General features: G+C 61.8%; 23 protein-coding genes and 2 pseudogenes. 19 read left to right on the top strand and 6 right to left on the bottom strand.

The features are described 5' to 3' along the window. Positions 1-330: 330 nt before the first annotated feature. On the top strand, positions 331-687 hold the full coding sequence (locus tag AC1DQR_RS37705) for a SpoIIAA family protein (protein ID WP_174424307.1): 357 nt from the start codon (positions 331-333) through the stop codon (positions 685-687). Between the two features lie 133 nt (positions 688-820). On the opposite strand, the gene AC1DQR_RS37700 is transcribed toward AC1DQR_RS37705, so the two are convergent. Then, positions 821-1,159, bottom strand: a complete 339-nt coding sequence (locus AC1DQR_RS37700) for a Crp/Fnr family transcriptional regulator (protein WP_477134898.1) — start codon at positions 1,157-1,159, stop codon at positions 821-823. Between the two features lie 72 nt (positions 1,160-1,231). On the opposite strand from AC1DQR_RS37700, the gene AC1DQR_RS37695 reads away from it, so the two are divergent. From AC1DQR_RS37695 to AC1DQR_RS37685, 3 genes are all read left to right on the top strand, one after another. After that, a complete protein-coding gene (locus tag AC1DQR_RS37695) occupies positions 1,232-1,999 on the top strand; it encodes a hypothetical protein (protein WP_477134897.1) in 768 nt (255 codons plus the stop codon). 265 nt (positions 2,000-2,264) lie between these two features. Continuing rightward, positions 2,265-3,635 carry a class-II fumarase/aspartase family protein gene (locus AC1DQR_RS37690; RefSeq protein WP_477134896.1) on the top strand — a complete coding sequence of 457 codons (1,371 nt, stop codon included), beginning with the start codon at positions 2,265-2,267 and terminating at the stop codon, positions 3,633-3,635. A 23-nt stretch (positions 3,636-3,658) separates the two neighbouring features. Next, positions 3,659-5,065, top strand: coding sequence for a cation:dicarboxylate symporter family transporter (locus AC1DQR_RS37685; RefSeq protein ID WP_477134895.1), 1,407 nt, complete (start codon positions 3,659-3,661; stop codon positions 5,063-5,065). A gap of 44 nt (positions 5,066-5,109) precedes the next feature. Here AC1DQR_RS37685 and AC1DQR_RS37680 read toward each other — a convergent pair whose 3' ends face one another. Continuing rightward, entirely contained in the window at positions 5,110-6,513 is a 1,404-nt protein-coding gene (locus AC1DQR_RS37680; protein WP_416051871.1) for an MFS transporter, read from the bottom strand. 97 nt (positions 6,514-6,610) lie between these two features. Here AC1DQR_RS37680 and AC1DQR_RS37675 point away from each other — a divergent pair, with 97 nt between their 5' ends. The 6 genes from AC1DQR_RS37675 to AC1DQR_RS37650 all read left to right on the top strand — a co-directional run bounded on the left by AC1DQR_RS37675 (position 6,611) and on the right by AC1DQR_RS37650 (position 10,835). Next, positions 6,611-7,486 carry a LysR family transcriptional regulator gene (locus tag AC1DQR_RS37675; protein ID WP_477134894.1) on the top strand — a complete coding sequence of 292 codons (876 nt, stop codon included), beginning with the start codon at positions 6,611-6,613 and terminating at the stop codon, positions 7,484-7,486. A gap of 181 nt (positions 7,487-7,667) precedes the next feature. Then, entirely contained in the window at positions 7,668-8,216 is a 549-nt protein-coding gene (locus tag AC1DQR_RS37670) for a hypothetical protein (RefSeq protein ID WP_416051873.1), read from the top strand. A 42-nt stretch (positions 8,217-8,258) separates the two neighbouring features. Next, the gene (locus tag AC1DQR_RS37665) at positions 8,259-8,573 is read left to right on the top strand and encodes a hypothetical protein (RefSeq protein WP_416051874.1); all 315 of its coding nucleotides are present in this window, start codon (positions 8,259-8,261) and stop codon (positions 8,571-8,573) included. Further along, entirely contained in the window at positions 8,570-9,133 is a 564-nt protein-coding gene (locus tag AC1DQR_RS37660) for an RNA 2'-phosphotransferase (protein WP_416051875.1), read from the top strand. The genes AC1DQR_RS37665 and AC1DQR_RS37660 overlap by 4 nt, the downstream gene beginning before the upstream one ends. Before the next feature lie 303 nt (positions 9,134-9,436). Then, a complete protein-coding gene (locus AC1DQR_RS37655; RefSeq protein ID WP_416051876.1) occupies positions 9,437-9,994 on the top strand; it encodes a sugar O-acetyltransferase in 558 nt (185 codons plus the stop codon). Between the two features lie 295 nt (positions 9,995-10,289). After that, positions 10,290-10,835 carry a hemerythrin domain-containing protein gene (locus AC1DQR_RS37650; protein WP_416051877.1) on the top strand — a complete coding sequence of 182 codons (546 nt, stop codon included), beginning with the start codon at positions 10,290-10,292 and terminating at the stop codon, positions 10,833-10,835. A gap of 71 nt (positions 10,836-10,906) precedes the next feature. Here the strand turns inward: AC1DQR_RS37650 and AC1DQR_RS37645 are convergent. Next, a pseudogene (locus tag AC1DQR_RS37645) lies at positions 10,907-11,089 on the bottom strand (transposase); the annotation flags it as partial. A gap of 97 nt (positions 11,090-11,186) precedes the next feature. On the opposite strand from AC1DQR_RS37645, the gene AC1DQR_RS37640 reads away from it, so the two are divergent. The 3 genes from AC1DQR_RS37640 (at position 11,187) to AC1DQR_RS37630 (ending at position 12,946) form a co-directional block, all read left to right on the top strand. Further along, on the top strand, positions 11,187-11,639 hold the full coding sequence (locus AC1DQR_RS37640; RefSeq protein WP_416051878.1) for a DUF2834 domain-containing protein: 453 nt from the start codon (positions 11,187-11,189) through the stop codon (positions 11,637-11,639). Between the two features lie 148 nt (positions 11,640-11,787). Further along, complete coding sequence (locus tag AC1DQR_RS37635) at positions 11,788-12,324, top strand: GNAT family N-acetyltransferase (protein ID WP_477134893.1); 537 nt, start codon at positions 11,788-11,790, stop codon at positions 12,322-12,324. 115 nt (positions 12,325-12,439) lie between these two features. Beyond that, positions 12,440-12,946: a GNAT family N-acetyltransferase gene (locus AC1DQR_RS37630; protein WP_416053374.1), complete on the top strand. Its 507-nt coding sequence runs from the start codon at positions 12,440-12,442 to the stop codon at positions 12,944-12,946. A gap of 203 nt (positions 12,947-13,149) precedes the next feature. Here the strand turns inward: AC1DQR_RS37630 and AC1DQR_RS37625 are convergent, their stop codons facing one another. Continuing rightward, entirely contained in the window at positions 13,150-14,223 is a 1,074-nt protein-coding gene (locus AC1DQR_RS37625) for an alkene reductase (protein WP_416053375.1), read from the bottom strand. Positions 14,224-14,371: 148 nt separating this feature from the next. Between AC1DQR_RS37625 and AC1DQR_RS37620 the strand changes: the two genes are divergently transcribed. The 4 genes and pseudogenes from AC1DQR_RS37620 to AC1DQR_RS37605 all read left to right on the top strand — a co-directional run bounded on the left by AC1DQR_RS37620 (position 14,372) and on the right by AC1DQR_RS37605 (position 17,630). Next, positions 14,372-15,244, top strand: coding sequence for a LysR family transcriptional regulator (locus AC1DQR_RS37620; protein ID WP_416051880.1), 873 nt, complete (start codon positions 14,372-14,374; stop codon positions 15,242-15,244). Positions 15,245-15,395: 151 nt separating this feature from the next. Next, positions 15,396-15,719, top strand: a complete 324-nt coding sequence (locus AC1DQR_RS37615; RefSeq protein WP_477134892.1) for a hypothetical protein — start codon at positions 15,396-15,398, stop codon at positions 15,717-15,719. 136 nt (positions 15,720-15,855) lie between these two features. Next, positions 15,856-16,263: pseudogene (locus tag AC1DQR_RS37610) on the top strand (LysR substrate-binding domain-containing protein); the annotation flags it as partial. Between the two features lie 242 nt (positions 16,264-16,505). Next, on the top strand, positions 16,506-17,630 hold the full coding sequence (locus AC1DQR_RS37605; protein ID WP_416051882.1) for a sterol desaturase family protein: 1,125 nt from the start codon (positions 16,506-16,508) through the stop codon (positions 17,628-17,630). Positions 17,631-17,726: 96 nt separating this feature from the next. Here the strand turns inward: AC1DQR_RS37605 and AC1DQR_RS37600 are convergent, their stop codons facing one another. Continuing rightward, positions 17,727-18,743, bottom strand: coding sequence for a helix-turn-helix domain-containing protein (locus tag AC1DQR_RS37600; RefSeq protein WP_416051883.1), 1,017 nt, complete (start codon positions 18,741-18,743; stop codon positions 17,727-17,729). A gap of 182 nt (positions 18,744-18,925) precedes the next feature. On the opposite strand from AC1DQR_RS37600, the gene AC1DQR_RS37595 reads away from it, so the two are divergent. Next, positions 18,926-21,337: an acylase gene (locus AC1DQR_RS37595; RefSeq protein WP_477134891.1), complete on the top strand. Its 2,412-nt coding sequence runs from the start codon at positions 18,926-18,928 to the stop codon at positions 21,335-21,337. A gap of 53 nt (positions 21,338-21,390) precedes the next feature. On the opposite strand, the gene AC1DQR_RS37590 is transcribed toward AC1DQR_RS37595, so the two are convergent. After that, positions 21,391-22,209 (bottom strand): ParB N-terminal domain-containing protein, encoded by an 819-nt coding sequence (locus AC1DQR_RS37590; RefSeq protein ID WP_477134890.1) that lies wholly within the window; start codon positions 22,207-22,209, stop codon positions 21,391-21,393. A 145-nt stretch (positions 22,210-22,354) separates the two neighbouring features. Here AC1DQR_RS37590 and AC1DQR_RS37585 point away from each other — a divergent pair, with 145 nt between their 5' ends. Then, positions 22,355-23,497, top strand: a complete 1,143-nt coding sequence (locus tag AC1DQR_RS37585) for a GGDEF domain-containing protein (RefSeq protein WP_477134889.1) — start codon at positions 22,355-22,357, stop codon at positions 23,495-23,497. The last annotated feature ends 502 nt before the right edge of the window (positions 23,498-23,999 follow it).

Raw genomic sequence — 23,999 nt, 5'->3', positions numbered from 1 at the left:
ATCTCGCGCACCCCCGTGCCTCGCCTTGCTAATACCCTGATTTCCACTGCTTGCTCCTGTGTCAGCATCGGCGGCAAATCCGCCATCCTCCATCAGGTGGGTCAGTTTTACTTCGGCGGGGTGGGTCATTTTTACATCGGCGCTAACAACGTGTCACTGTCACGTCTCACGGTTGGTGGGTTTTGCCTCACGGTTTCTGGGTCCAGTTCTGGCGAACCAGGAACCCGTGCGATCCGAGCCGTATGAAAAGGCGTACCATCAGGACGTGATCGAACGCCAGGTTTGTCCATGCCTGAGCGTGTTACGTATCCCCAGCCAAGTGGCCCTGCCATGATCCTGTATCACACTGACCCCGATTCCCCGGTCGTCGAGATTTCCGTCGAAGGCAAAATCACTGACCACGATCTGCGCGAAGCCATCGAGCGCCTGCGAGGGGATCTCGAACTGAACGGCAAGACCCGCGTGCTCGAACGCATCGAGCATTTCACTGGCATCGAGCCGAAGGCACTGTGGACCGACCTGACGCTCGGCGTTTCCGTGGCCCGCAAAATCACACGCGCTGCCGTGGTGGCTGACGCGGGATGGATCCACGCCTCGATGCATCTGGCGCGGTTCTTCACGAAGGCCGAAGTCAAGGCGTTCCACGTCAACGAGTTGGATCAGGCGCGCGCCTGGATCAACGCCTGAGCGCCGCCTGGCGAATCTCGTATCGTCCCAGGCCATCGCCGAGTAGGGGCCAGCCCGCATTGCGAGTTCGGTCACGGATCGATCGGTAAGGGACATGGACCCCGCCAAGCGGCCCGGCACTGCAATGCTCGTGTCAGGTGTCGTCCTCATCCCGCAAGCGCGCCGGATCCATCACGCAAATGCTCCGGAACGCGATCTCGATCAGCCCGCGTTTCTCCAATTGCTTCAGGAGCTCATTCAATGTCTGGCGGGACACACCAATCATCGCGGCAAGATCCACCTGCGAAACCTTCAAGGTGACGAGGCCGCTTTGAGGCACCAGCGGACGCTGCAACAGCAAGAGTTCCGCCAGCCTCGCGCGTACGCGAGCCTCCGGGGCCATCAGCTTTGTATCTGAGATATAGCGAAGGACGCCGGCATACCGCTGCGCGATGAGCAGCGCGAAGTTCCCAAGTACGGAGCCGGCCAGCAAGTTATCCTGTACCGCATCTATGCGCGTGACAAGGGGACAGACGAGACCGGCGGCGCCGGGCTGCCGGTTCCAGTGCTGACATTGGCAGACGGCAAGGTGTTGAAAGGCGATGCGGCTTGCCCAGCCTCGCGGACAAAGCAGCCGCTCCAGTTGGATGCTGCCGCGCTGGCGGTGCCGATGGAGAGGTACCACGCACTCATCGCCGCCGCGCGCGAAGTGGGGAAAGCGAAGAATGAGCCGGCTTATCCGGCTACCAACCCGCCAACCTGGTATATCCAGTACGACCGCGAGTATCTGTACAGCCTCTATACCGGCAAACCATTAGCCAATCCGAAGAAGAGCACGGGGGGCTTTTATCCGAACCTGGACAACCGGTACATTCGTACCATTGTCAGTCGCAAACTTGGCAAGGTGTTCGTCATCCGCGGGAAGGCACCCACCACGCCGAAAACGTACAACGGCGATGCAACCATGGGTAACGGCGATCTGCGTTACTGGTCGATGTGCTCCAACCAGGGTTTTGCCAACACCCGGGTCAACGCTTGCGCCTATGACGAGCACATCCCGGTGGGCCCGGATGGCTTCTACACGATCGTTGTCAGCCGGAAAGAGGATCGTCCGCGCAATGCAATCGATGCATGCGGCATCACCTGGCTGCCGATGGCGGATGACGGCGACGGTGCGGCGGACGCTGACGTCACGGTAGTGCAACTACGGCACATGCTCGGAACGTCCAATTTCCCTCATGCCGTGCAAGCGATTGAAAAGCCAGGCGATGAACGAAGAGTCATGGCTGACTACTACCCGCAGGGCCGCTACATGTCGACGTCCGCATTTTAATTGCGCTGCCTTGCATGCCTGCCAAGCCCTGATCCGAGGCGCTGCGGACGCGCCCCCAATGCAGCGGCCGTAACGCGCCTCGATCAAGGCGCTGATCAAGATGCCAGGCGATGCGAAGTTGAGCTTCGGCATGGCGAGGGTAGCGGGCGGTTTCATGGCGCTAGGGTAAACCCATGGTTGTCAATATGTTCGAACATATTATAGTTGAATATGTTCGAACATATTACTCGTGTTCGCGAAACCAGCAATTACCTCAAAGGCCGATATGTCCACTTTTTCCGTCCCCATGGCTAGCACCGTTGTTGATTCGATTCTGTTCCGCGATGCCTTTGGCACCGCCAGGATGCGCGAGATCTTCTCCGACCGGGCACTGATCCAGCGCTACATCGACGCCGAGATCGCCCTGGCGAAGGCCGAAGCGCGCGTCGGCGTGATCCCGGCCGAGGCGGCGGAAGTGATTGCGCGCGAGTCGCGCATCGAGCGCATCGACTTTGACCATATGCGTGAGGAGACGGACATCGTCGGGTACCCGATCCTGCCGCTGGTGCATCAGCTTGTGGGCATGTGCGGCGATGCCGGCCGCTACGTGCACTGGGGAGCGACCACGCAGGACATCATGGACACCGCGGTGGCACTGCAGGTGCGCGACGCGCTCGATAGCATCGACACCGATGTCCGCGAACTGCGCGGCATCCTGGCCGACATGGCGGTCAAGCATCGCGACACGCCCATGGCCGGCCGCACTCACCTGCAGCAGGCGCTGCCGGTCACTTTTGGCTACAAGGTTGCAATCTGGCTCGCCATGTTTGACCGTCATCAGCAGCGTCTGGCGGAATTGCGCCCGCGGGTGGCCGTCGTGGAGTTTGCCGGTGCGGCGGGCACGCTGGCCTCGCTGGGCGACAAGGGCTTCGCGGTGCAGCAGGCGATGGCCGAGGAACTTGGGCTGGGCGTGCCGGCAACCACCTGGCATGTGGCACGTGACGGCTTCGCCGAGGCGGTGAACCTGCTCGCACTGATCACGGGCTCCCTTGGCAAGATCGCACTCGACATCATGATCATGGCGTCGACCGAGTTCGCCGAGGTCTACGAGCCTTTCGTCAAAGGCCGTGGCGCTTCCAGCACCATGCCGCAAAAGCGCAACCCGATCTCCAGCGAACTGATGCTGGCCGCCTCGAAGGCCGTGCGCCAGCATGCCGGCCTGATGGTCGATGCCATGGTGCAGGACTTCGAGCGCGCGACCGGCCCATGGCATGCGGAGTGGATTGCGATTCCCGAGAGCTTCATCTTCACTGCGGGTGCCCTTCACCAGGCGAAGTTCGCGCTTGGCGGCCTCATCGTCGATACCGAACGCATGAAGCACAACCTCGGCATCACCCGTGGCCTGATCGTGGCCGAGGCGGTGATGATGGGCATGGCCCCCTTCACCGGCCGCCAGCAGGCGCACGACATCGTCTACGACGCTTGCCGCACCGTGAACGAGAAGGGCGGCACGCTGGCCGAGGCGCTGATGGCACTGCCCGAGGTCACGCAACACTTCGATCGTGCGGCGATCGACCGTTTGACGGATCCGGCCAACTATCTCGGCCTGGCGCCGCAGATGGTGGACCGCGCCGTCGCGTTGTCGAGTGGTGTGTAAGAAGCCGCATCGAGGAGACAGATATGGAAAGCCATTCATCCAGCGCAGATGCGCTGATCTCGCCCCCGAGAAAATTACCCTGGTATCGCAAGCTGGGTATGCAAGTGCTGGTGTCCCTGGTGCTTGGCATCGCGGTGGGCTTTATCTTCCCGAAGTTCGCCTCGCAGCTCAAGCTGCTCGGCGACATGTTCCTCTCGCTGATCAAGGCGGGCGTGGCGCCGCTTGTGTTCCTCACCATTGTCCACGGCATTGCATCAGCCGGCGATGTGAAGAGTGCCGGCCGCGTCGGCTGGCGCTCCATTTTCTACTTCGAAGTGCTCTCGACGATTGCCCTGGTCTTGGGCATGCTGGCGGGTAACCTCTTGCAGATCGGTAAGGGCATGACCACGGTAGCCACCGGCGCAGCCCCGCCGGCGGTGGCCAAGGCCGGGCAGCACGGCTTCCTGGAGTTCATGGCCCACATCGTGCCGGACAACTTCGTCGGGGCGTTTGCCAAGGGCGAGCTGCTGCAGGTGGTGGTGCTTGCGGTGATGGTCGGCATCGGCATCCTCGCCATTCCGGAAGGCCGGCGCGAGAAGATCAACGAGGGCCTCGGCCAGATCTCCGAGGTACTGTTCTCCTTCATCAACCTGGTGATGAAACTGGCGCCGATCGGCACGTTCGGCGCGGTAGCCTATTCGGTCGGCAGCAACGGTACCGCGGTGCTGATCGCGTTGGCCCAACTCGTGTTCAGCTTCTACGCGGTGGTGGCGGTGTTTATCGTGGTGGTGCTGGGCCTGGTGGCACGGCTGGCAGGCTTCAGTCTTTGGCGTTTCCTGCGCTACATCAAAGACGAGATCCTTATCGTGCTCGGCACCGCATCGTCGGAGAGTGCGCTGCCCCGCCTGCTGATCAAGCTGGAGCGGCTAGGTTGCGCGAAGCAGACCGTGGGCCTGGTGCTGCCAACCGGCTACGCATTCAACCTCGATGGCACCTCGCTCTTCATGGCCATGGGCGTGATGTTCATCGCGCATGCCTATGGCGTGCCGCTGTCGCTGGATCAGCAGATTGGCATCCTGTTGCTGATGCTGCTGACTTCCAAGGGCGCGGCGACCGTCTCCGGCGGCTCCTTCGTGGTCTTCGCTGCAACGGTGACTTCGACCGGGATGCTGCCGGTCGAAGGACTGGCCGTCATTTTTGGCGTCTACCGCTTCCTGTCGATGGCGATCTCCACCTGCAATACGATCGGCAACAGCGTCGCGACCGTGGTCATTGCCAAGTGGTCCGGCACCTTTGACCACGAGATTGCGCAGCGGCATCTGTATCCCGAGCGTTTTCCTGAAACGGCTAACGCCGATGCTGCGCTCGACGATGGCAACCTTCTGCCCGAGGACTCCAAGGAAGGCAATCCACACACTGCCGGTATCCCGCTCTCGAAATCCGGTGTGTGATCGGTCCATTCCGCCATGGAAGCGAAGGTGTCAATTCAGAGGCATTAGGCTCCAGTGGCGCCTTGGCGCCCGTCCTTGCTAGCGGCCGGACGTTCCGCACGAATGCCAAACCAGCACAACACGGCTCCCACCAGCAGCAGTGCGGCCGCGAGGCAGAGCGAGAGATGCATGCCGCGCATGAAGGCCTGCGGGGCAGTGTCGTGCACCAGGTAACCGAACCCCGCCACGCCTAGCATGCCGCCCACCTGCCGCGCGGAGTTGAGGACGCCGGAAGCGATGCCCGCACGGGAGCCATCCACGGCTGATAGCGTGACATTGGTCATGGTCGGCACCATCAGCGCGATGCCGCTGGCGGCCAGCAGCATCGGCGGGGCAAGCAGCCAGTAGGGGCCGTCGATGCGCACCGGCAACAGCATCAGGTAGCCCAGGGCGGCCAGGAGCAATCCCAGCACCATCAGGTATCTCGCGCCCATCCGCGTGATCAGGCGGCCGGCGAGCACGTTGACTGCCATCAGCACCACCGTCATCGGGAGGAACGCCAGCCCGGTCTGCTGAGGCGATAGTCCCTGCTGAAGCTGGAAGAACAGGCTGAAGACAAAGATCTGGCCATAGTAGGCAAAATTCACGATCACACCGGCGAGCGACGCCACCCTGAACGCCGGGATGCGCAATAGCGCCAGCGGCAGCATCGGCGCAGCACTGCGTGATTCGATGCGGATGAAGGCGGCAGCCGACGCCAAGGCCAGCCACAGTCCCGCCTGTACCCAGGCGTGTCCCCAGCCGAGACGGCCGGCTTCGGTGACCGATGCGGTGAGTGCGGCCAGCGCCAGTATGGCCGCGCCTTGCCCAGGCCAATCCAGCCCGCGGTGATGTCCACCGCCATCGGCGGCGACATGGCGCAACGTCAGATACAGGCCAATCAGGCCCAGCGGCAGGTTGATCAGGAAGATGCTGCGCCAGCCGAAGTGGGTCACCAGCAGCCCGCCCAGTACCGGCCCGGCCGCCAGCGAGATACCGCCGATCGCACCCCACCAGCCGACTGCGCGGCTGCGTTGTTCGCGTTCGGGAAAGGCCCGCTGGAGCATCGACAGCGAGTTCGGCACCAGCAGCGCCGCACCAATGCCCTGGCCCAGCCGGGCCACCACCAGCATCGCCAGGCTGCCCGCGGCCCCGCACGCCACCGACGTCAGCGTGAACAGCGCGAGCCCGATCAGGAACACCCGCCTGGCGCCCAAGCGATCTCCGAGCGCTCCGCTGGTCAGTAGCAACGCGGCGAACACCAGCGTATAGGCGTTGATCACCCATTGCAGCCCCGCCACATCGGTGGCGAATCCTTGTCGCAAGGTATCAAGGGCGACGTTGACAACGCTGACGTCCAGCAGGACGACGACAAAGCCGAGCGCAGCGGCCAGCAGGGTGGCCCGTTGCGCATTGGTGGTGGTGGGCATGGCATGGATTCCAACGATAGGATCTGCGCATGCTAGGCTGCAGACATCTCTGCGTAAATTCCATAAAATCGCCACCGAACCTGGAGAAAACGCACAGATGCTCGATTGGGAAAATCTTCGCCACTTCCTGGCAGTCGCCCGCACCGGCACGTTGTCCGGCGCAGCGCGCGATTTGCGGGTGGATCACGCCACGGTCAGCCGCCGGCTAGCCGCGCTGGAAGCCGGGCTGCAAGCGCTTCTGATTGAACGCCTGCCGCGCTCGTGCCGCCTGACGCCGCTCGGGGTGTTGGTCTTCGAGCACGCCAAGGCGATGGAAGCTGCCGCATTCGCCATCGAGCGGCAGACGCGTGCCAGCCACGAGCCCGTGAGCGGCAAGGTGTCGCTCAGTGCGCCACCGGTGCTGACCACGCATCTGCTAGCCGGCCGGCTGGCGGATTTCCGCGCGGCCTATCCGGGTATCCAGCTCTCCGTGTCGGCGCAGGCCCGCGCGGTGTCGCTGACGCGCCGTGAGGCAGACGTGGCGCTACGCCTGGTTCGGCCCAGCGAGTCGAGCAGTGTGGTGCGCAAGCTGGGGCAGATGCCATTCGCCTTGTACGCAGGCCTCGACTATCCGGCCTTGCGCAATCCCCGCGACTGGACCTTTATTGCCTACGATGCGCAGTTCGCCGACATGCCGCAGCAGCGCTGGCTGCTGGAGCTGGCGGGTCCACGGCCCGTGGGCTGCGAACTCAGCGATATCAGCAGCCATCTCGCCGCTGCCCGCGCAGGGGCGGGCGTGGCAGGCCTGCCTTGTTTCCTGGGGGATGCCGATGCGGGCCTGGTACGGCTGGAACACGAGGGCGCTGCATTCTCGCGCGACATCTGGCTGGTGGTGCACAGTGACTTGCGGCGCTCGGCCCCTGTGCGCGCGGTGATGGACTTTCTTAGCGAGGTAGTGGCCGGGCACGGCGCATTTGGATCCGCTTCGGAATAGGCACATGGCCTCTCAAACGGTTGCTTGGGGCCGGCTAACGCGGCCGGGCCCGCCAGCATCGGCCGGTCGACACGGACGCCTGGATCGTCGACAATCGACGTGTGGATGGCAGACAATTCTCTTCGTGGAGTGAACTGCAGACCATAGGATGCAAATCTCGCGTGCGGTGGGAAGAATATAAATGACTCTGATTGACGATTTTCTGCCTCATTATGATTTCCGCGAGCGACACGCTGCGCTCGTACACGCGCCAGCGAACATTATTCTGGATTGCGTTGCTCGCCAACGTGCGCAAGATGATCCGCTGGTACGACTCGCCATTGGCCTGCGCGAACTGCCGTCGCGATGGATGTACCGGTCGAGCAGACCCCCGCTTGATCTCGACGATTTCACATTTCTTGGTCGCGAAGGGGATTCCGGGCTGGCGTTCGGACTGACCGGAGCTTTCTGGCGGGCAGATTACGGTTTGCTGGACATTGGGTCCCCCGAAGCCTTCAAGGCGACCGTCAGAATGGACGTCTGCCAGCTCGTCATGAGCTTCAACGTAGATGCCAATGCATCAGGTGCATCCGTGCTGAGCACGGAGACCCGGGTGTTTTGTCCAACCGCGGCAGTTCGTCGCCGATTTGCTCCCTACTGGTACATCATCCGTCCTGTCAGTGGGCTAATCCGGCTGCGTATGCTTGCCCGGGTTCGGCGACAGGCTGAAAGTCTTGCGAAAGAACGATGATTCGCCACTGGCCAAGAATGGTCATTTGTGAAAGGTATATGCATGGAGTGGCTTGAACCGTGGTGGTCCACTAAAAGTATGGATGATCAATTTCACGAAGCCTTCGCGCGACAGCTGGCGCTGGAGGTTCCGCCGGGGCACGAACTGTTCGGGCTGCCTGCAAAGCTTATCGGAAGGGGCCCGGGCGACGATGCGTTGTTTGAAATACGCGATGGTAGTGGTCGGGTTGCGGTGGTTCATCTAACCTGGTCGAAGTCGCGCGGGCGCTTACCCTGGCCCATCACCGTTTTCTACACCGACATGAAGAACTGGATCGAGACATGCATGCTTCCGGAGCATCAGGAGTGGGCGAATTGAGCGAAGACCTGACGTCCAGCAGTAAATTCCTTAGTCTGGTGCTCCGACACGCGCCGGAAACAATAGGCCTTTCGCTGAATGAAGCCGGTTGGGCCAATGTCGAGCTGCTTCTGCGGCAAGCCAACGCGCACGGCAAGCGAATCGATCGTGAAATGCTTGAGAAGATCGTGGCGACCAGCGACAAGAGGCGGTTTGCCATCAGCGACGACGGGCTGATGATCCGAGCCAACCAGGGGCACTCGATGGATGTGAATCTTGGTCTCGAAGCGCTAAAGCCGCCTGTGCAACTTTTTCACGGCACGGCAAGCAGGTTCGTCCCTGCCATTCAGGACCAGGGCTTGAAGCCGCAGAGCAGGCAGCACGTGCATCTGTCGGCAGACATTGCTACCGCGCTAGTCGTTGGGCGTCGGCACGGCAGTCCTATTGTGTTGAGGGTGGAGTCCGCGAAGATGTACGAGCTCGGTCACGCCTTCTTCCAATCACAGAACGGTGTTTGGCTCACGCAAGCGGTGCCGCCTCAGTTCATACAACCGATCGACTTGCCCAAGCTTTTTGGATGATGCGGCTTAACGTCCCTTTTGAGGACGGCAGTTTGAATGCAATCGATTAAGGGTGCTAACCTGACAGACACTGGTCGGCTGACGCGGTCATGAGAGCGGTGAGATTGCGTGCAAGTCCAACGCAGCGCCAATAGTCCTCGCCGTCCATGACGGCAGGCCGCTACGGGTCGGTCAGGGACAACCGTACCCTAGCGATGGGCGGCCCACCTAGTCCGGTCAGGTACGGTCAGGTACGTCAGTCGACAGAGGGGGCTAGATCGTCGACAGTCGGACCGACCGCTTGGCTATCGAAGGAATAAACGAATGGCGAATGATGACCGCACGAAAGTAATTCCTAGGAGAACGCCGGAATCAGCTGCCATGTCAGCAGACATCAAACGAGCGATGGCGATCACCGCCACTATCAACCGATTGACATTCAACGATGCGGATGCAGTCCGTGCCTTGTTCAGCGAGCTCATCGGTAAGACTGTGGACGACAGCTTTTTATTGATACCACCGTTCTACACGACCGGCGGGGTTGATATCAGTATCGGGCGCAATGTCTTCGTAAATCAGAATTGCACTTTCTATGACCTTGGCGGACTCGACATTGCCGATGATGTGATGATTGGGCCGAACGTGAGCATCATTACATCTGGTCATCCCATTGAACCTTCCAAGCGGCATAGCGGCGTAATCGCAAAGCCAATCGTGATTGAGAGAAACGTCTGGATCGCAGCCGGCGCGACCATTATTGGCGGCGTAACCGTAGGCGAGAACTCGGTTGTCGCAGCAGGATCGGTAGTCACCAAGGACGTCCCCCCGAATACTCTTGTCGGTGGAAATCCGGCGAGGGTTATTCGTTCGATTGCTGACTAAGGGAACCTCTGCAAGGGAGCGGCTACTCGCCGAAGCGGGGCTATGAAAGTCCGCTCTTGAGAAAGGCGACTGTCCCTTGTGGGGCGTGGATTCAACGGGTCGATGCAGCGCAGCCGGATGTCGCGGAAGGGTCGCACCCGGTCGGGCTGCCTTAGGCGCACAGGGCTTTAGCCTCGATCCATTGATCTATGTCATGGCAATCTCTGGATGGAGGAATACTGTATTAAGCAAGGCTCTTCGATTCGATATGGCGTCGAAGGCGATGTGAGCATAACCCGTTTCCATGGAGCGCGCCGTGACCACCCCACTTGCGGAATGGCACGATGATCACATTCATTTCGCTCGACTGCTAGACCTTTTGGAAGAGCAGGTAATTCTCTTCGGTCGGGGCGAGCGGCCAAATTACAATTTGATGAGCGTCATCATCTATTACATGCGAAGCTTCGGCGATCGCGTTCACCATCCCCGTGAGGATGTTGCCTACGCACGGCTCGTTGAGCGAGATCCTGGCATGCAGATTGTGGTTAGTCGGCTCCAGCAGGAACATCGTGTGATTGCCACGGTGGGCGAAACGCTATCAGACCGCCTCAATGAGGCTGAAGGAGGTGTGATAAGTTCGCGCGCGGCTCTGGAGGCCGCCGGAGCGATGTACCTTGTGTACTATCGAAATCATCTTTCGACAGAGGAGCAACACGTCATGCCGCGCGCGGCTCAGCTACTAACGCGTGAGGATTGGGCAGCCGTTGACGCTGCCGTTCCGGCGAGCGACGATCCGCTCTTCGGGGAAAACGTCCAGGAGTGTTTCGCGATGCTACGCAAGCAAATCGAATGTGAGGCGTAGCGGAACACGTCAGCGCTCTGCTTGGCTGCCAGCCCTATTTCCTGCATTTGGCGATTCTGCATTCGAGCGATCCCAAGCCCTCCAATTACCCGCTTGAGATTGTAAGCGAGCACGTGCAGGCTCATTTCAGCGCTCACATGCTCCAATGTCTTCGTGACGAAATGCATCGAGCCCATCCAGTGTTTAAGCGTACCAAACACGTGCTCAATGGTGCGTCTTCGCAGTGTCACGGCATCTGGGCTGCGGTCGAGCCGCTGTCAGCGTTGCTGCACCCGTGTCGCGCGGGGTGGGAACTGGTACTGCGCTCAGCATCTGCTGCCGGTCGAACCGCTGAGGCGTTTCACGCTGCAGATGCTTGCCATTCAAGAGCGGCTGCGACCCATCATCGCAAGCCGGCGATCAACGTCGTCAACCAGCCTAAAGGAAAAGGATACGGAAACCCGAACTGCTTATCTCGTTCTGATCGTACTTGGGGCCGCGCTACCCCTTTACTTCTTCATACCATTCCTGCTTGAGAACGGCCCGGATGTTCGCCTGTTCCTCGCGGAACTCTTCGCCAATGCCATTGGCCGGTTCTTCGCGATGGATGTACTGGTTTCCGGGGTCGTCACAATCGTCTTTACGCTGTCAGAGCCGCGTCGCCTGGCAATCAGAAGTGGTCCGTTGTGCCTGCTAGGGCTGCTTGTCGGCGTGTCGGTGGCACTCCCATTGTTTCTCTTCGTTCGCCACCGGCATGTCGCCGGCCGGAGGTCCGCAACGCCGCAGCGGACTGCCGAAGCGGCGTCCTGCAGGAACGATGGATAGGAGGCCATCCCCTGTGTCTCTTTCACTGAAGCCACCGATCAACATTCCTACGCAGCGGTATCCATGCCATTCAATCACACTGACCAGAGAGAAGACAGGTAGCGCGACCGGTTAAGATGCGGGATGGTCAGCGCTAAGAGGTTCTGGAATGAGAATTGATGCAACCATCGAGTCCGGGTACCCGGGCATATCACTTCGTCAGTTGGAGCGCGCTGACGTGAATGCCTGGTTTGCATACTTATCGAACCCGGCTGTTATCGAACACACGAGCTGGAACTTGAGGTCGGAGGACGACCTCTTGCCGATGTTTGACGGATTCGAATCGCCGGATGCCCAATCAACCAGGCGCCTGGCGATTATTGAAGGCTCCAGTAACAACCTCGTTGGCACGATTKGGTTTCACACTATTTCCGACGTGAATCGCACAGCGGAAATTGCTTATGACCTGGCCTCTTCGCACTGGGGAAAAGGCATTGCCACCTCTGTGTGCGCTTCCGTCACTGACTGGGCCTTCATTGCTTACGGTTTTGTTCGCATTCAAGGCACCGTACTGAAAAGCAATTTGCCGTCCACGCGAGTGCTACAGAAGTGTGGTTATCGCCACGAAGGCCTGCTTCGCTCCTACCGCATGGTTCGCGGCACACCAAGCGATTTCAATTGCTACGCACGCGTAGCTAACGATTGACGCCCTGGTGCCGGTGCCGGTGTTGCGCGTCAAACCGTTAACCGCAGCATTATAAAAATGCATCTTTATTCAAATGACGAAAACGCATGATTTTTGAGGTTTTATGACCACCTCCTTGATTGAAATCCGACTTCTTACCGCCGCTGACGCAGCAATCTTCAAGGCAATCCGTCTACACGCTATCGAAAACGCTCCCACGGCAATCTGGCCAACCCGCGTCGAGGAAGAGGCGCGCTCTGCCAGTGCAGTCGCAGAGCGAATTCAATCGACGCCTACGCAGGCTGTTTTTGGTGCGTTTGCTTGTGACACCCTGGTCGGCATCGCTGGCGTGCGTCGCGACTCGCTCTCGCAGGTGAGCCACAAGGCGATCATCTGGGGGGTATTTGTCGACCCAAACCAACGTGGCAAGGGAATCGCGCGGGATCTGTTGATTACCGCGATGGCCCATGCGTCAAAGAACTGGGATAGCGCGCAGTGCAATCTGTGCGTCAATACGGAAAACACGGCGGCCAAGCAATTGTACGAATCATTGGGATTCGCAGCTTTCGGCATCGAACCCCGCGCAATGCAGGTGGATGGGCGGTTCTACGACGAACAGCACATGTTTCTGAAGCTGCGATGATCGCAACGAAGCGGCCTTCGATATTCCCGTTTTCAGCTACGGCCGTTCATCTGGACGTTGGAATGCCATTGCCATCGCTGGCTTGATCAGCTAGCCGCCATTCAATGCGTGGTTGGGCCGGCGAAGGACGACTCCAAGGGCGGCATACGCGCCCGGGCGGGTTGGTGGGCGTCTGATGTCGGTCGGCACACATTGTGGTGGCCTCAGGCTCCTTGGGCTTGGCTCAAGGTCGGGTAATCGGTGTAGCCCTGCGCCGTGCCGCCGAAGAAGGCACTGTGTTGAACCGCGTTCATCGGCGCATTGGTCTTCAGCCGGGCGACGAAATCCGGGTTCGCAAGAACCATCTGGCCGTAGGCTTCCAGGTCGGCCAGCCCCGATGCCACGTCGGCCCCGATCTGGTCACGCGGGCGGCTCGGCCGGTTCAGGATCAGCGTGCCATTCCAGAGCCTGCGGATGTCGGCCAGCAGCGGCTCGTTGCCCTGGTGCAGGATGTGCAGGTAGGCCAGTCCCAGCTTGTCGAGTTCGGCGACCAGGTAGCGGTACAGATCCGGCCCTTCGGCGCCTTCGTCGATACCCCAAAGCGTCGTGCCGGGCGACAGGCGAATCGCGGTCCTGTCTGCGCCGATTTCCTCGGCAATCGCGGCGGCGACTTCGAGGGCGAAGCGGGCGCGGTTCCTGACCGGACCGCCGTACGCGTCGGTGCGCGTGTTCGCGCTCGGTGCAAAGAACTGCTGGATCAGGTAGGCGTTTGCAGCGTGGATCTCGACGCCATCGGCACCGGCTTCGACCGCCCGGCGCGCCGCGTGGCGGAAATCCTGAGTGGTCTGGTGCACTTGCTCGGTGGTCAACGCACGCGGTACGGGAATGTCCTGCATGCCCTTGGCCGTGAACATCTGCGTGCCCGGCGCAATGGCCGACGGCGCGACGCCCTGGCGATGATGTGGCGTGTTGTCCGGGTGCGACATGCGCCCGGCGTGCATGAGCTGGATGAAGAGGTGGCCGCCCTTGGCATGCACGGCGTCAGTGGTCTTCTTCCAGCCGGCGACGTGTGCATTGGTGTAGATGCCCGGCGTGGTCAGGTAGCCCTGTCCATCGTCCGAGGGTTGGGTGCCTTCGGCGACGATCAGGCCGGCGCTGGCGCGCTGGGCGTAATACTCGGCGGCCAGCTCTCCTGGCGTGCCGTCGAATTGGGCTCGGCTACGGGTCATCGGTGCCATGACCAGGCGGTTTTGCAGGGTGTGGCGGCCGACGCGGACCGGATCGAACAGCTTGCTCATGATGGAATCCTCGGAAAGTGGTGGTGAATGAAAGGGCTGACTCGCTTCCGGCGAAGCCGCGCTTCGGATGGAGGCATCATCGCCTGCTTCTCGTGCGGGATAAATATGGTAATTTGGAGAACATTGATCCACTGATGGAGCAACGAGCGTGGAGCTGTTGAACGACATGGCCTTGTTCGTGGAGGTCGTCAAAGCCAAGGGCTTTCGAAGTGCCGCGGAGGTGATGGGCGTGCCGAACTCGACACTATCGCGGCGAATCAACGCATTGGAGAAGGCGATCGGGCTGCGCCTGCTGCATCGCACGACACGCAAGATCGAATTGACCGAGGCCGGCCAGATTTACTTCGAGCGATGCAAACGCATCGTCGATGAGGCCCGGCTGGCACACGAGCAGCTCGGCGAAATGCTTGCCCAGCCCAGTGGTGTGCTGCGCGCGTCGTTGCCGGTGGATTTCGCAGTCACCTACCTGGCGCCCTTGATCGCCGAGTTTGCCGGCCTCTATCCCGGCATCACTTTCGATTTCGACCTGACTCCGCGACGGGTCGATCTGGTCAGCGAACCCTTCGACGTGGCGATCCGCATGGGGGAGTCCGAGAACTCGCAACTGATCGCACGCGCGTTGGCCGCGCTCACGCCTCACCTCTACGCCTCGCCCGGCTACCTGGAACAGTCGGGCGAGCCAAACAAGCCCGCCGACCTCGATCGGCACGAGTGCTTGAGCATCCTGAAGGCGGGTTCGTGGACGTTGCGCGACGGGAAGCGAAGCGCCACGGTGTCGGTGGGCGGGCGGTTCGTGCTCAACAGCGTTGGCATGAGCCGCCGCCTGGCAACGCTCGATATGGGCATCGTCCTGATGCCGGAGGAGGTTGTTGCTGATGAACTGGCCAGCGGAAAGCTGCGCCGCATCATGCCGCAATGGCACGGCACGCCGATGCCTGTTTATGCCATCACCGAAACCCGTCTGCTGCCGGCGAAGACGCAGCGCTTCATCGAGTTCCTTCGCGAGCGTTTAGGGCGGTAGCTCGGCCGCTGGATCGGACGGTCACAACCAGATTCGGCCGTTCAAGGGGGCTACAATTGTGACGCGCCGGCCCGGCCCCTGCTGAATCGAGCCTGCGCCCGAACTAAACTGCCGCGCGCCGCGTCCCGGCGACTGCAAACGAGCAAAGAAAATGGATGCAGCTACATTCGTGGGAAACTGGGCAGACCTCAAAAACGATCTCCTTTCCGTCTTTATGAGCGAACAAGGCGAGAGCGTCATCGCTACGCAGATTCGGAATATGGCGCTGACGGTGGACCAGACCGAGCAGCTTCGTAACGTGCTCGATGGCGTTTTGCGAGACACCATGTACAGCCTGCTTCTTGGACTCGATGGCGCGTCAAGCATAGGGCGCGATCAGCAAGGTTTCCAGATTCTGGATGAGCGAGGAATGGCTGTCTCCTCCTGTGGCGAGCTTGAGGCAGAGGCGTGGAAGCGGTTTCACGCCGTGCCATAGCGTTGCTAGCTGACCAGTTTCACCAGACCACGCGGGCATGGTCGCCATGCAGCGTCTGTCCGTGCGAACCGGCCTTCCCGAGTTGATAGGTGCCGGGATTCTGCACAATGGTGCCGCCCACCGCGAAGCCAAGGATGACATCGCCGGGCCGCTGCGTATCGTGGGCCCGAAGTCATCATTCGCGTCGATTCTCATGCAGTTGCTCGATGCGTTCTGCCGGACTTACCCCGACATTCAGCCCGACGTCCGGCTTGACGATGGCATTGGCAACTGGGTGCCGGACAGTGTGGATGTCGGTTTCAGGATCGGCGCTTAGCCGAGCGAGGGCGTGATCGGCCGGCAGTTGTGTCCGATCCAGATGATCGTGTGCGCCGCCCCGGCCTACCTGGCCAGATACGGCGTTCCCGCCACGCTGGACGATTTGGTGACCCATCGATGCAGTGTTTTTCGCCACCCCGCAACCGGCAAGGTGGCGCCGTGGTACTTGACTGTAGATGGCAAGCTCGAGCATCGGCCGATGTCCCTGCCAGGTATGGCTACCTCAGTAAATTGCAACGAAATCAAAAGGATCCCAGGCCGGGATGGATTGCTTGTCTGCCGCAGGTAAAGCTGCGCATTGCACTGCACAAAAAAATCTGCCGGATTTCAAAATACACACCGTAAAAAGGAACATCTTTTGCCATAATAACGACCGCTTCTGACCAGTCTCTGACCAGCTTCGGACAGCTTCGGCAAGGGGAAGGTCAATCGTCTGTCAGCCGTAAGGCACTTTTTTGTGAATGGCTCGTGGAAGAACAAATCACCGTCTACGCTTTCCCGGTATTCCTGCTATTGATGCTGGTGGAGCTGGGCTACGGCCTGTTCATCGGTCGCAATACCTATCGCCTAAGTGACGCTCTCAGCAACCTGAGTCAGGGCTTGCTAAGCCAGTTAGTGGCCAGTGTCAGCCAGCTCTTCCAGATCGGCCTGTATGTCTTGACGTGGCGCCGGGTGGCACTGTTTCCTCATGCCGGCCTGTGGGGCAGTGTCTGGGGCTGGCTGCTGGCGATCGTGATGTTCGATTTCTGCGACTACTGGCTACATCGGGCCGGGCATGAAAGTGCGGTGTTCTGGGCCGCCCATGCCGTGCATCACCAGAGCCAGGATTTCAATCTGTCCACCGCGCTGCGGCAGGAGAGCACCGTTGCTTTCCTGGGATGGCCGTTTTACTTGCCGATGGCGCTGGCCGGGGTTGCACCGCAGCAGTTTGCGCTGGCCGGCCTCGTTGTGCTGCTGTACCAGTTCTGGATCCACACCGAGCACATCGGCAAGCTGGGCTGGTTTGACCGGGTGTTTTCCTCGCCATCCAACCATCGTGTGCATCATGCAGTCAACGACCAGTACCTGGACAAGAACTACGGCGGGATGCTGATTATCTGGGACCGGCTGTTCGGCACTTTTGCCGAGGAGGAGGAGAAGCCGGTGTACGGTACCCGCACCCCGCTCAACAGCTGGAGTCTGCTATGGGCGGTGGCTTCCGGCTATGTGCCGCTGTGGCAGATGGCGCGCCGTGCGCCACGCTGGCAGGACAAGATCAAGGTGTGGTTCAAGGCGCCGGGCTGGCTGCCGCCCGGCGTGAGCGATGAGAGTGCGCCCTTTGACTTGCAGCGCGCACGCCAGCGCTTCAATCCACCGCTGGTGGCCGGCGCCGTGCCAGTGGCTCTGCTGCAGTTTGCCCTGCTGATGGTGGCCGGTGCCGGCTATCTGTGGCAAAGCGATGCGCTGGGGAGCGGCCTGTTGTGGGGGCTGGCACTGTTGCTGATCGCCGGTCTGGCTGGCCTGGGCGGCCTGCTGCAGGGGAGGTTGCGGCCACGCAGCCTGCTGGGGCTGGATGTGCTGCTGTTGCTGCTGGCCGGATTGCTGTTGCGCTGACTGGTATCCAGTCGCCGAGTCGCCAAGCGGCAAAACGGCTGGGCAGCCCATGGCTCTGCCTATAACCATCTTGCCCATGCGGCGGGCTCAGGCCCCTCAGCCCGCTCGCAATTCCGCCCGCACCGAATGCGCTCGCCGATGCGCGCCCGGAGTCTGGCCCGTATGGCGGCGCACCAGGTTGCGGAAGGCGGACATGTCCTGGTAGCCGCATTGTTCCGCAATGGCGGTCAGGCTGAGCGTGGTGACTTCCAGCAGGTGGCAGGCGCGCTCAGCTCGCAATTGGTGCAGGAACTGCAGCGGCGACATGCCCACTGTCTTCATGAAATGCCGCAGCAGCGTGCGTTCGCTGGTGGACGCCACCGCTGCCAGCCGGGGCAGGTCATAGGGCTCGGCCAGATGCTGCTGCAGGTAGCGGCGCGCGCGCAGCGCCACGCTATGGCGCTGCGCGTCGCCGGTCTTCAGCCAGATGTTGACTGTCTCGCCGCGCTCGGGCTGGTCCAGCAGGGCGTTGCCCAGCGTGCGGGCCAGGGCGTTACCGGCGGTATGCGCCACCGCCTGTAGCAACAGCGCATGCATGCGATCCAGCGCGCGGGAACTGAGCAGGTTGCCGCTCTTGACCACTGGCTGGTCGGCCTGCAATCGTCGCTCGGGTTCGCACAGCTGCATCCAGTTGGCAATCAGCCATGGCACCGCCAGCTTGCGCTGTGCCGGCAAATCCATGGCTACCAGAAGCGCCACTGCCGTGAACGGCGCCACCACCAGCGCCCCCTGCGCAGCAACTGCCGCAATGGCGGCGCGTTCGCGGTCCAATAGCGACAGCATATGTTCAAGCCCGGCGATGTGGTCAAACAACGGTGGCGCGATCACCACCATGGCGTCCTTGCCTGCGCCGGCCAGTTCTTCCAGCGGCACGCACGTGCAGCGCAGCACGCTGGCCAGCGCCTGCCAGCGTTGCGGCTCGGCTACCGCCAGCCGCCAGCGAAAAGGCGCCGCCGTGCTGCGCCGCCGGCTTTGCATGGAGGCCAGCGTGTTGGCAATGTCCAGCATGTCGACCGCGGTGGAGAGGGCGGAGACAACGGCCGAGGGGTAGCACAGCAGATAGACGTCCGACATGGCGCGGTGGGTTGTGGTTGGAATGGTGCCCGCCCGATGGCGGGAACGCCACCAATTGTGGCGGAATCCACTCTACCTGTCACGGCGCCGATGCCCGACCATGTCAGCGGCACCATGGCGCGTCGCCGGTTGGCGCGCAACGTTCCATGGGCCCACAGACACAAGAACGAGGAGACAACACAATGAAGCAACACATCGTGCGCGGCGCGACTGCACTTGGCGGCGCCGTGCTGGCGGCCGCCACCCTTGGCGGCTGCGCCACCGCAGGCAGCGACAGCGCCAACTGGAGCGAAGGCGGACTCAACGCCGAGATCCGCCGCACCGCCTATGGCATTCCCCATATCAAGGCCAACGACTACGCCAGCCTGGCCTTTGGCATGGGCTACGCATACGCGCAGGACAACGTCTGCCTGATGGCCGACCAGATCGTCACGGTCAGCGGCGATCGCTCGCGCGTGTTCGGCCCTGACGAAAGTACCGAGGTGTCATTCAAGCGCATCAAGAACAGCGAATCCGACCCATTCTTCCGCGCCATCATCGATGACGACGCCCTGCGCGCCGGCTACGCGCAGGCCTCGCCCGAGGCGCGCGAACTGCTGCGCGGCTATATCGCCGGCTACAACCGCTACCTGCGCGATACCCCGCCCGCCCAACGCCCGGCTGGCTGCCGCAACGCTGACTGGGTGCGGCCCATTACCGCCATCGACCTGTTCCGCCTGGCCGAGGAGAAGAGCATCCAAGCCAGCGCCGGCGCGCTGGCAGCGGGCATTGTCGCCGCCGTGCCGCCTGGGGCTGCGGGCAGTGCCAGGACCGCGCAGCAGGCGGGGGTGGTGGACGTAGCCAGCATCGACTTCGAAGCGGTCAACAACGACCTGCAGCTGCTGGATCCGCCGATCGGCAGCAACGGCTGGGCCTTTGGCAAGGAAGCCACCACGAATGGGCGCGGCCTGCTGCTGGGAAATCCGCATTTTCCGTGGACCACCACCAATCGTTTTTTTGAAGCGCACCTGACCATACCGGGCAAGCTGGACGTCATGGGCGCGTCCATCGCATCGTTCCCCATCATCAGCATCGGCTTCAACAAGGACGTGGCCTGGACGCACACCGTGTCCACCGCCCGGCGCTTCACGCTGTATGAACTGAAACTGGCCGAAGGCGACCCCACCACCTACCTGGTGGACGGCGTGCCGCGCAAGATGACCCCACGCACCGTCAGCTATGCGGCAAAACTGCCCGACGGCCGTACCGAGCAGCGCTCGCACACCTTCTACATGACCGAATACGGCCCGGTGCTGTCCATGCCATCGGCCGGACTGCCGTGGTCCGCGCAAAAGGCCTACACGCTGCGCGACGCCAACCGCAACAACACGCGTTCGGTCGACACCTGGCTTGATATCGGCCGCGCGCGCGACGTAGCTGGCATCCGCACCGCCATTGGCCGCCTGGGCATTCCGTGGGTCAACACCATTGCCACCGACCGCGAAGGCCGCGCCATGTTTGCCGATGTATCGGTCGCACCCAACGTATCGGCCGCCATGCTCAAGCAATGCACGCCGGCCGGCGACAGCGCTGCGCTGGCCGCCAAGCTGATGCAGGGCACGGGCATGGTCCTGCTGGACGGCACGCGGGCTAGCTGCAACTGGACGGTGGACGCGGCATCGCCAGTACCGGGGCTGGTGGCCCCCAACGCCATGCCCGTGCTGGTACGCGATGACTATGTCGCCAACAGCAATGACAGCTCGTGGCTGTCTAACCCCAGCCAGAAGCTGACCGGCTTCTCACCGGTGCTGGGTCCCACTGACGTTGCGCAACGCCTGCGCACGCGCGTTGGCCTGATGGAAATCGGCCGCCGTCTCTCGGGAGAGGACGGCCTGCCCGGCAACCGCTTTGACGTGCCCAGCCTGCAGGCTGTGCTGTTCCGCGACCGCAACCTCTCAGGCGAACTCGTGCTGGATGACCTGCTCGATGCCTGCCTCGGCACCAAGGACGCCGACCTGAGCGACGGCTGCGCGGCGCTGCGCAAGTGGGACCGCCACAGCAACCTCGACAGCCGTGCCGCACCGCTGTTCCGCGAGTTCTGGATGCGCGCCAGCAAGATCCCCAAGGTCTACGCCATCGAGTTCAACCCGACCGATCCGGTCAACACCCCACGCGGACTGCGCATGCGCGATGCGTCTGTGCGCGCCGAGGTCTTCAAGGCACTGAAGGACGCCGTGCAGGCCATGCGCACTGCTGGCTTTGCGCTGGATGCGCCGCTGGGCCAGGTGCAGGCCGCCACGGCACCGACTGGCCGCATCGCCCTGCACGGCGGTGAGGAATACGAAGGCGTGCTCAACAAGTTGCAAAGCACCCCGGTGTCGGACAAGGGGCTGCAGGTCTACTTTGGGACCAGCTACGTGCAGACCGTAGGCTTTGACGAGCAGGGGCCGGTCGCCGAGGCGCTGCTGGTGTACGGCCAGTCCGTAGATCAGCAGTCGCCGCACGCCTTTGACCAGATGGCGGAGTACTCCGCCAAGCGGTGGGTGCGGCTGCCGTTCAGCGAGCAGGCAATTGCGGCGGACCCGCAGTTGAAGGTAACGCGGCTTAGCCAGTAAGCCGGCGGCGTTGGGAGCGGGGCCACCGGCCCCGCTCACCAGATAAACGTGCCTCACGCAGTCGATAGCCCGCCGCGGGCCTCTGCGAGTGCAACCGTCAAGTGCTGCACCTTCTTTTTCAACTGATCGCGCTCTTCTGTTAGCTGTGCCACCAATTGCGTCAGACGGTGAATTGCCAGTTGATCGGGGGTGGCGTCGCTGGGTGGGGGCACCGGTTCAGGCTTGGGTGGCACGCGGGCCTCGCGCACCTGTCTCGCTACCTGGCGCAGTTCCTTCTTGCCCCCTGCAACGGCAGCTACCTGCTTCTCCCCAGGCAAGGAGGCTACGGCAGCCGCAGCATTGATGGAAATCACGCCTGCCTTTACCGCGCTGACCAACTCGGGCGCAGCGGTCTTCTGGATTTTTTCGATCTGACCAAGCGTCGCACTGCTCACCCGCGCCGTGCGCGCAACCGCCTCGCGAGTCAACACTGGATCGGCCCCGGATTGCATGGCGGCTTCAGCCCCGGCAGGCTTTGCGGAACCCGGCAGGGCTTGCGCTTGTGCCAGACGCGCGGACACGATTTCCTTCTTCCGCAATGCGAGTACACCGCGTTGGAAATCCGATACGCTGCGCCGCCCGAGGTGATTGTCGATCATCCACAGGTGCACATCCTCCATGGACTGGAACGTCTGGTTTTGTTCCGTATTGAAAGGGACGCCGTGCTTCTGGCAGATGCTGTAGCGGTTGTGTCCATCCACCAGGAGATCGCCCCACAGCACCAGTGCATCGCGGCACCCTTCGGAGAGTAGGCTGCGTTCTAGCGCCGCGTACTCGTCGTCTGTAAGTGGATCGATATAGGCACGGAGGTCTTCGTTGATAGTGATCGTCATGGGTCAAGCGAAAAAGGTAGGGCAGTAGTGTACACACTGCTTGCCTTACCAGGCGACGGCCGACCTGGCGGCTGGGCGGTGGCTAACCGCCGGTACAATGTGTGCACGGTGCCATGTGCACAGATCGTTTCTCCACGGCTGACCCATGCTAAACCTGGACCTGCGCTCCATGACGGCGATGACGGGGATGATCAATATCGCCCTGGGCATCGTCCTGCTGGCCTTTCGCCGCGCCTATCCTGCCTCCATCAAAGGGTTGCTACCCTGGGCGCTGGCACCGGTGCTTTGCGCGCTTTCCACTGCTTTCTATGCGATGGACGGGCAGTGGCCGGCCGTGCTCGTCGCACTTGGCGGTAACGCGCTGCTGCTTTCGGGCTGCGCCTTGTTCTACTTCGGCAGCCAGCGCTTCTACGGGGTGCCCTGTACCTGGAAACGCTGGCTCGCCCTGGGCATTGGCTGCCTGGCTGGCATCACCTGGTTCCTGCTGGTCCATCCCGACTACCGGATACGCGTGTTGCTGCTTACCTCGGTGCTAGCGGCAATATGCCTGACCCATGCGCGGCTGACCTGGCAGCACGGCCGGAGTTTTGCGCCGCGCTTCATGGCGGGTGTTCTCGCTTTCCAGGGGCTGGCCTTGCTGATGCGGGCAGCGACGACGCTTTTCCAGGATGCCGTCGATACTTCGCGGTTTTCCCCTTCGGCAATTCAGACCGCGTACATTGCAGCGTATTGCTTCGCGTCGCTCTTCGTCTGCCTTGGACTGCTTTTGACTGTGAGCGAGCGGCTACGTGCGCAGTTCGAGTACCTGGCGCAACGCGATGACCTGACGGGAATATTGAGCCGACGCGCTGTGCTGCACGCAGGTAGTTGTGAACTGAAGAACCGGCGCGGCGGCCAGCCACTGTCGTTGCTGCTGATGGATATCGACCACTTCAAGCGCATCAACGACCAGCACGGACACCTGGTGGGTGACCGCGTGCTGGCGCATTTTGCAAAAATCGTAGGGCGGGCGCTGCGCCACACGGACCATCTCGGGCGTTTCGGCGGCGAAGAGTTTGTCGTGCTGCTGCCGCATACCGGCATGGAGACCGCGCTTGCCATGGCCGAGCGCGTGCGCCAGGCAGTCGAGCAGCAATCGGCCATCGCGGGGCAGCCCGCCTGCACGGCAAGCCTGGGGTTGGCCAGCATCGAGGCCGGGGAAGCGACCCTTGACGAATTGCTGGCACGGGCCGATTCGGCGCTGTATCGCGCCAAGGCTGAAGGGCGCAATCGTGTTGAGGCAGGCTAAGAGGCGGTTTCAACATGAAGCGAAGCGGTTCTGGCTAGGCGCGCGGCCGCAGACAGTACAAGTGGATCGGCCAACGCCGCGCAACGACGCCAGGAGCTTTTTGTCTAGTTGGCAGCCGCATAGAGACACGATGTCCGTGAGCCGGGTAGTCAACGGCGGCTACACGGATAATGGGGTCAAAGTCTCGCTTTCCATTGGAGCGAACACAGATCACCCGTAGGGGCAKAACTTCACATTCGTCGTTCATCATCCTTGCGTCCGCAAATAGTGGTTGCGGACGCAAGCCTGCCCACTCTCAGCCGCAAAGGCTACGGATGAGTGCAGTTTCCCCTGCATGCTGACCCGCTTTTCTGCCACGTTTCCACGGATCAATGTAGAACCAACACACTCCCTTCGCTCAAGAGGTTGAATCGATAAGGCGAGCCGGAGAATTGCTCGGCGACTTTCCAGACCGGCTCCTGGTACAGGGCATAGGTGGAATGGTGGATGGGCAACACCGGTC

The sequence above is a fragment of the Cupriavidus sp. 05L411 genome (assembly GCF_056398045.1).
Note: the sequence above shows the minus strand (reverse complement) of the source record. Positions and strands in the feature narration are given on the sequence as shown.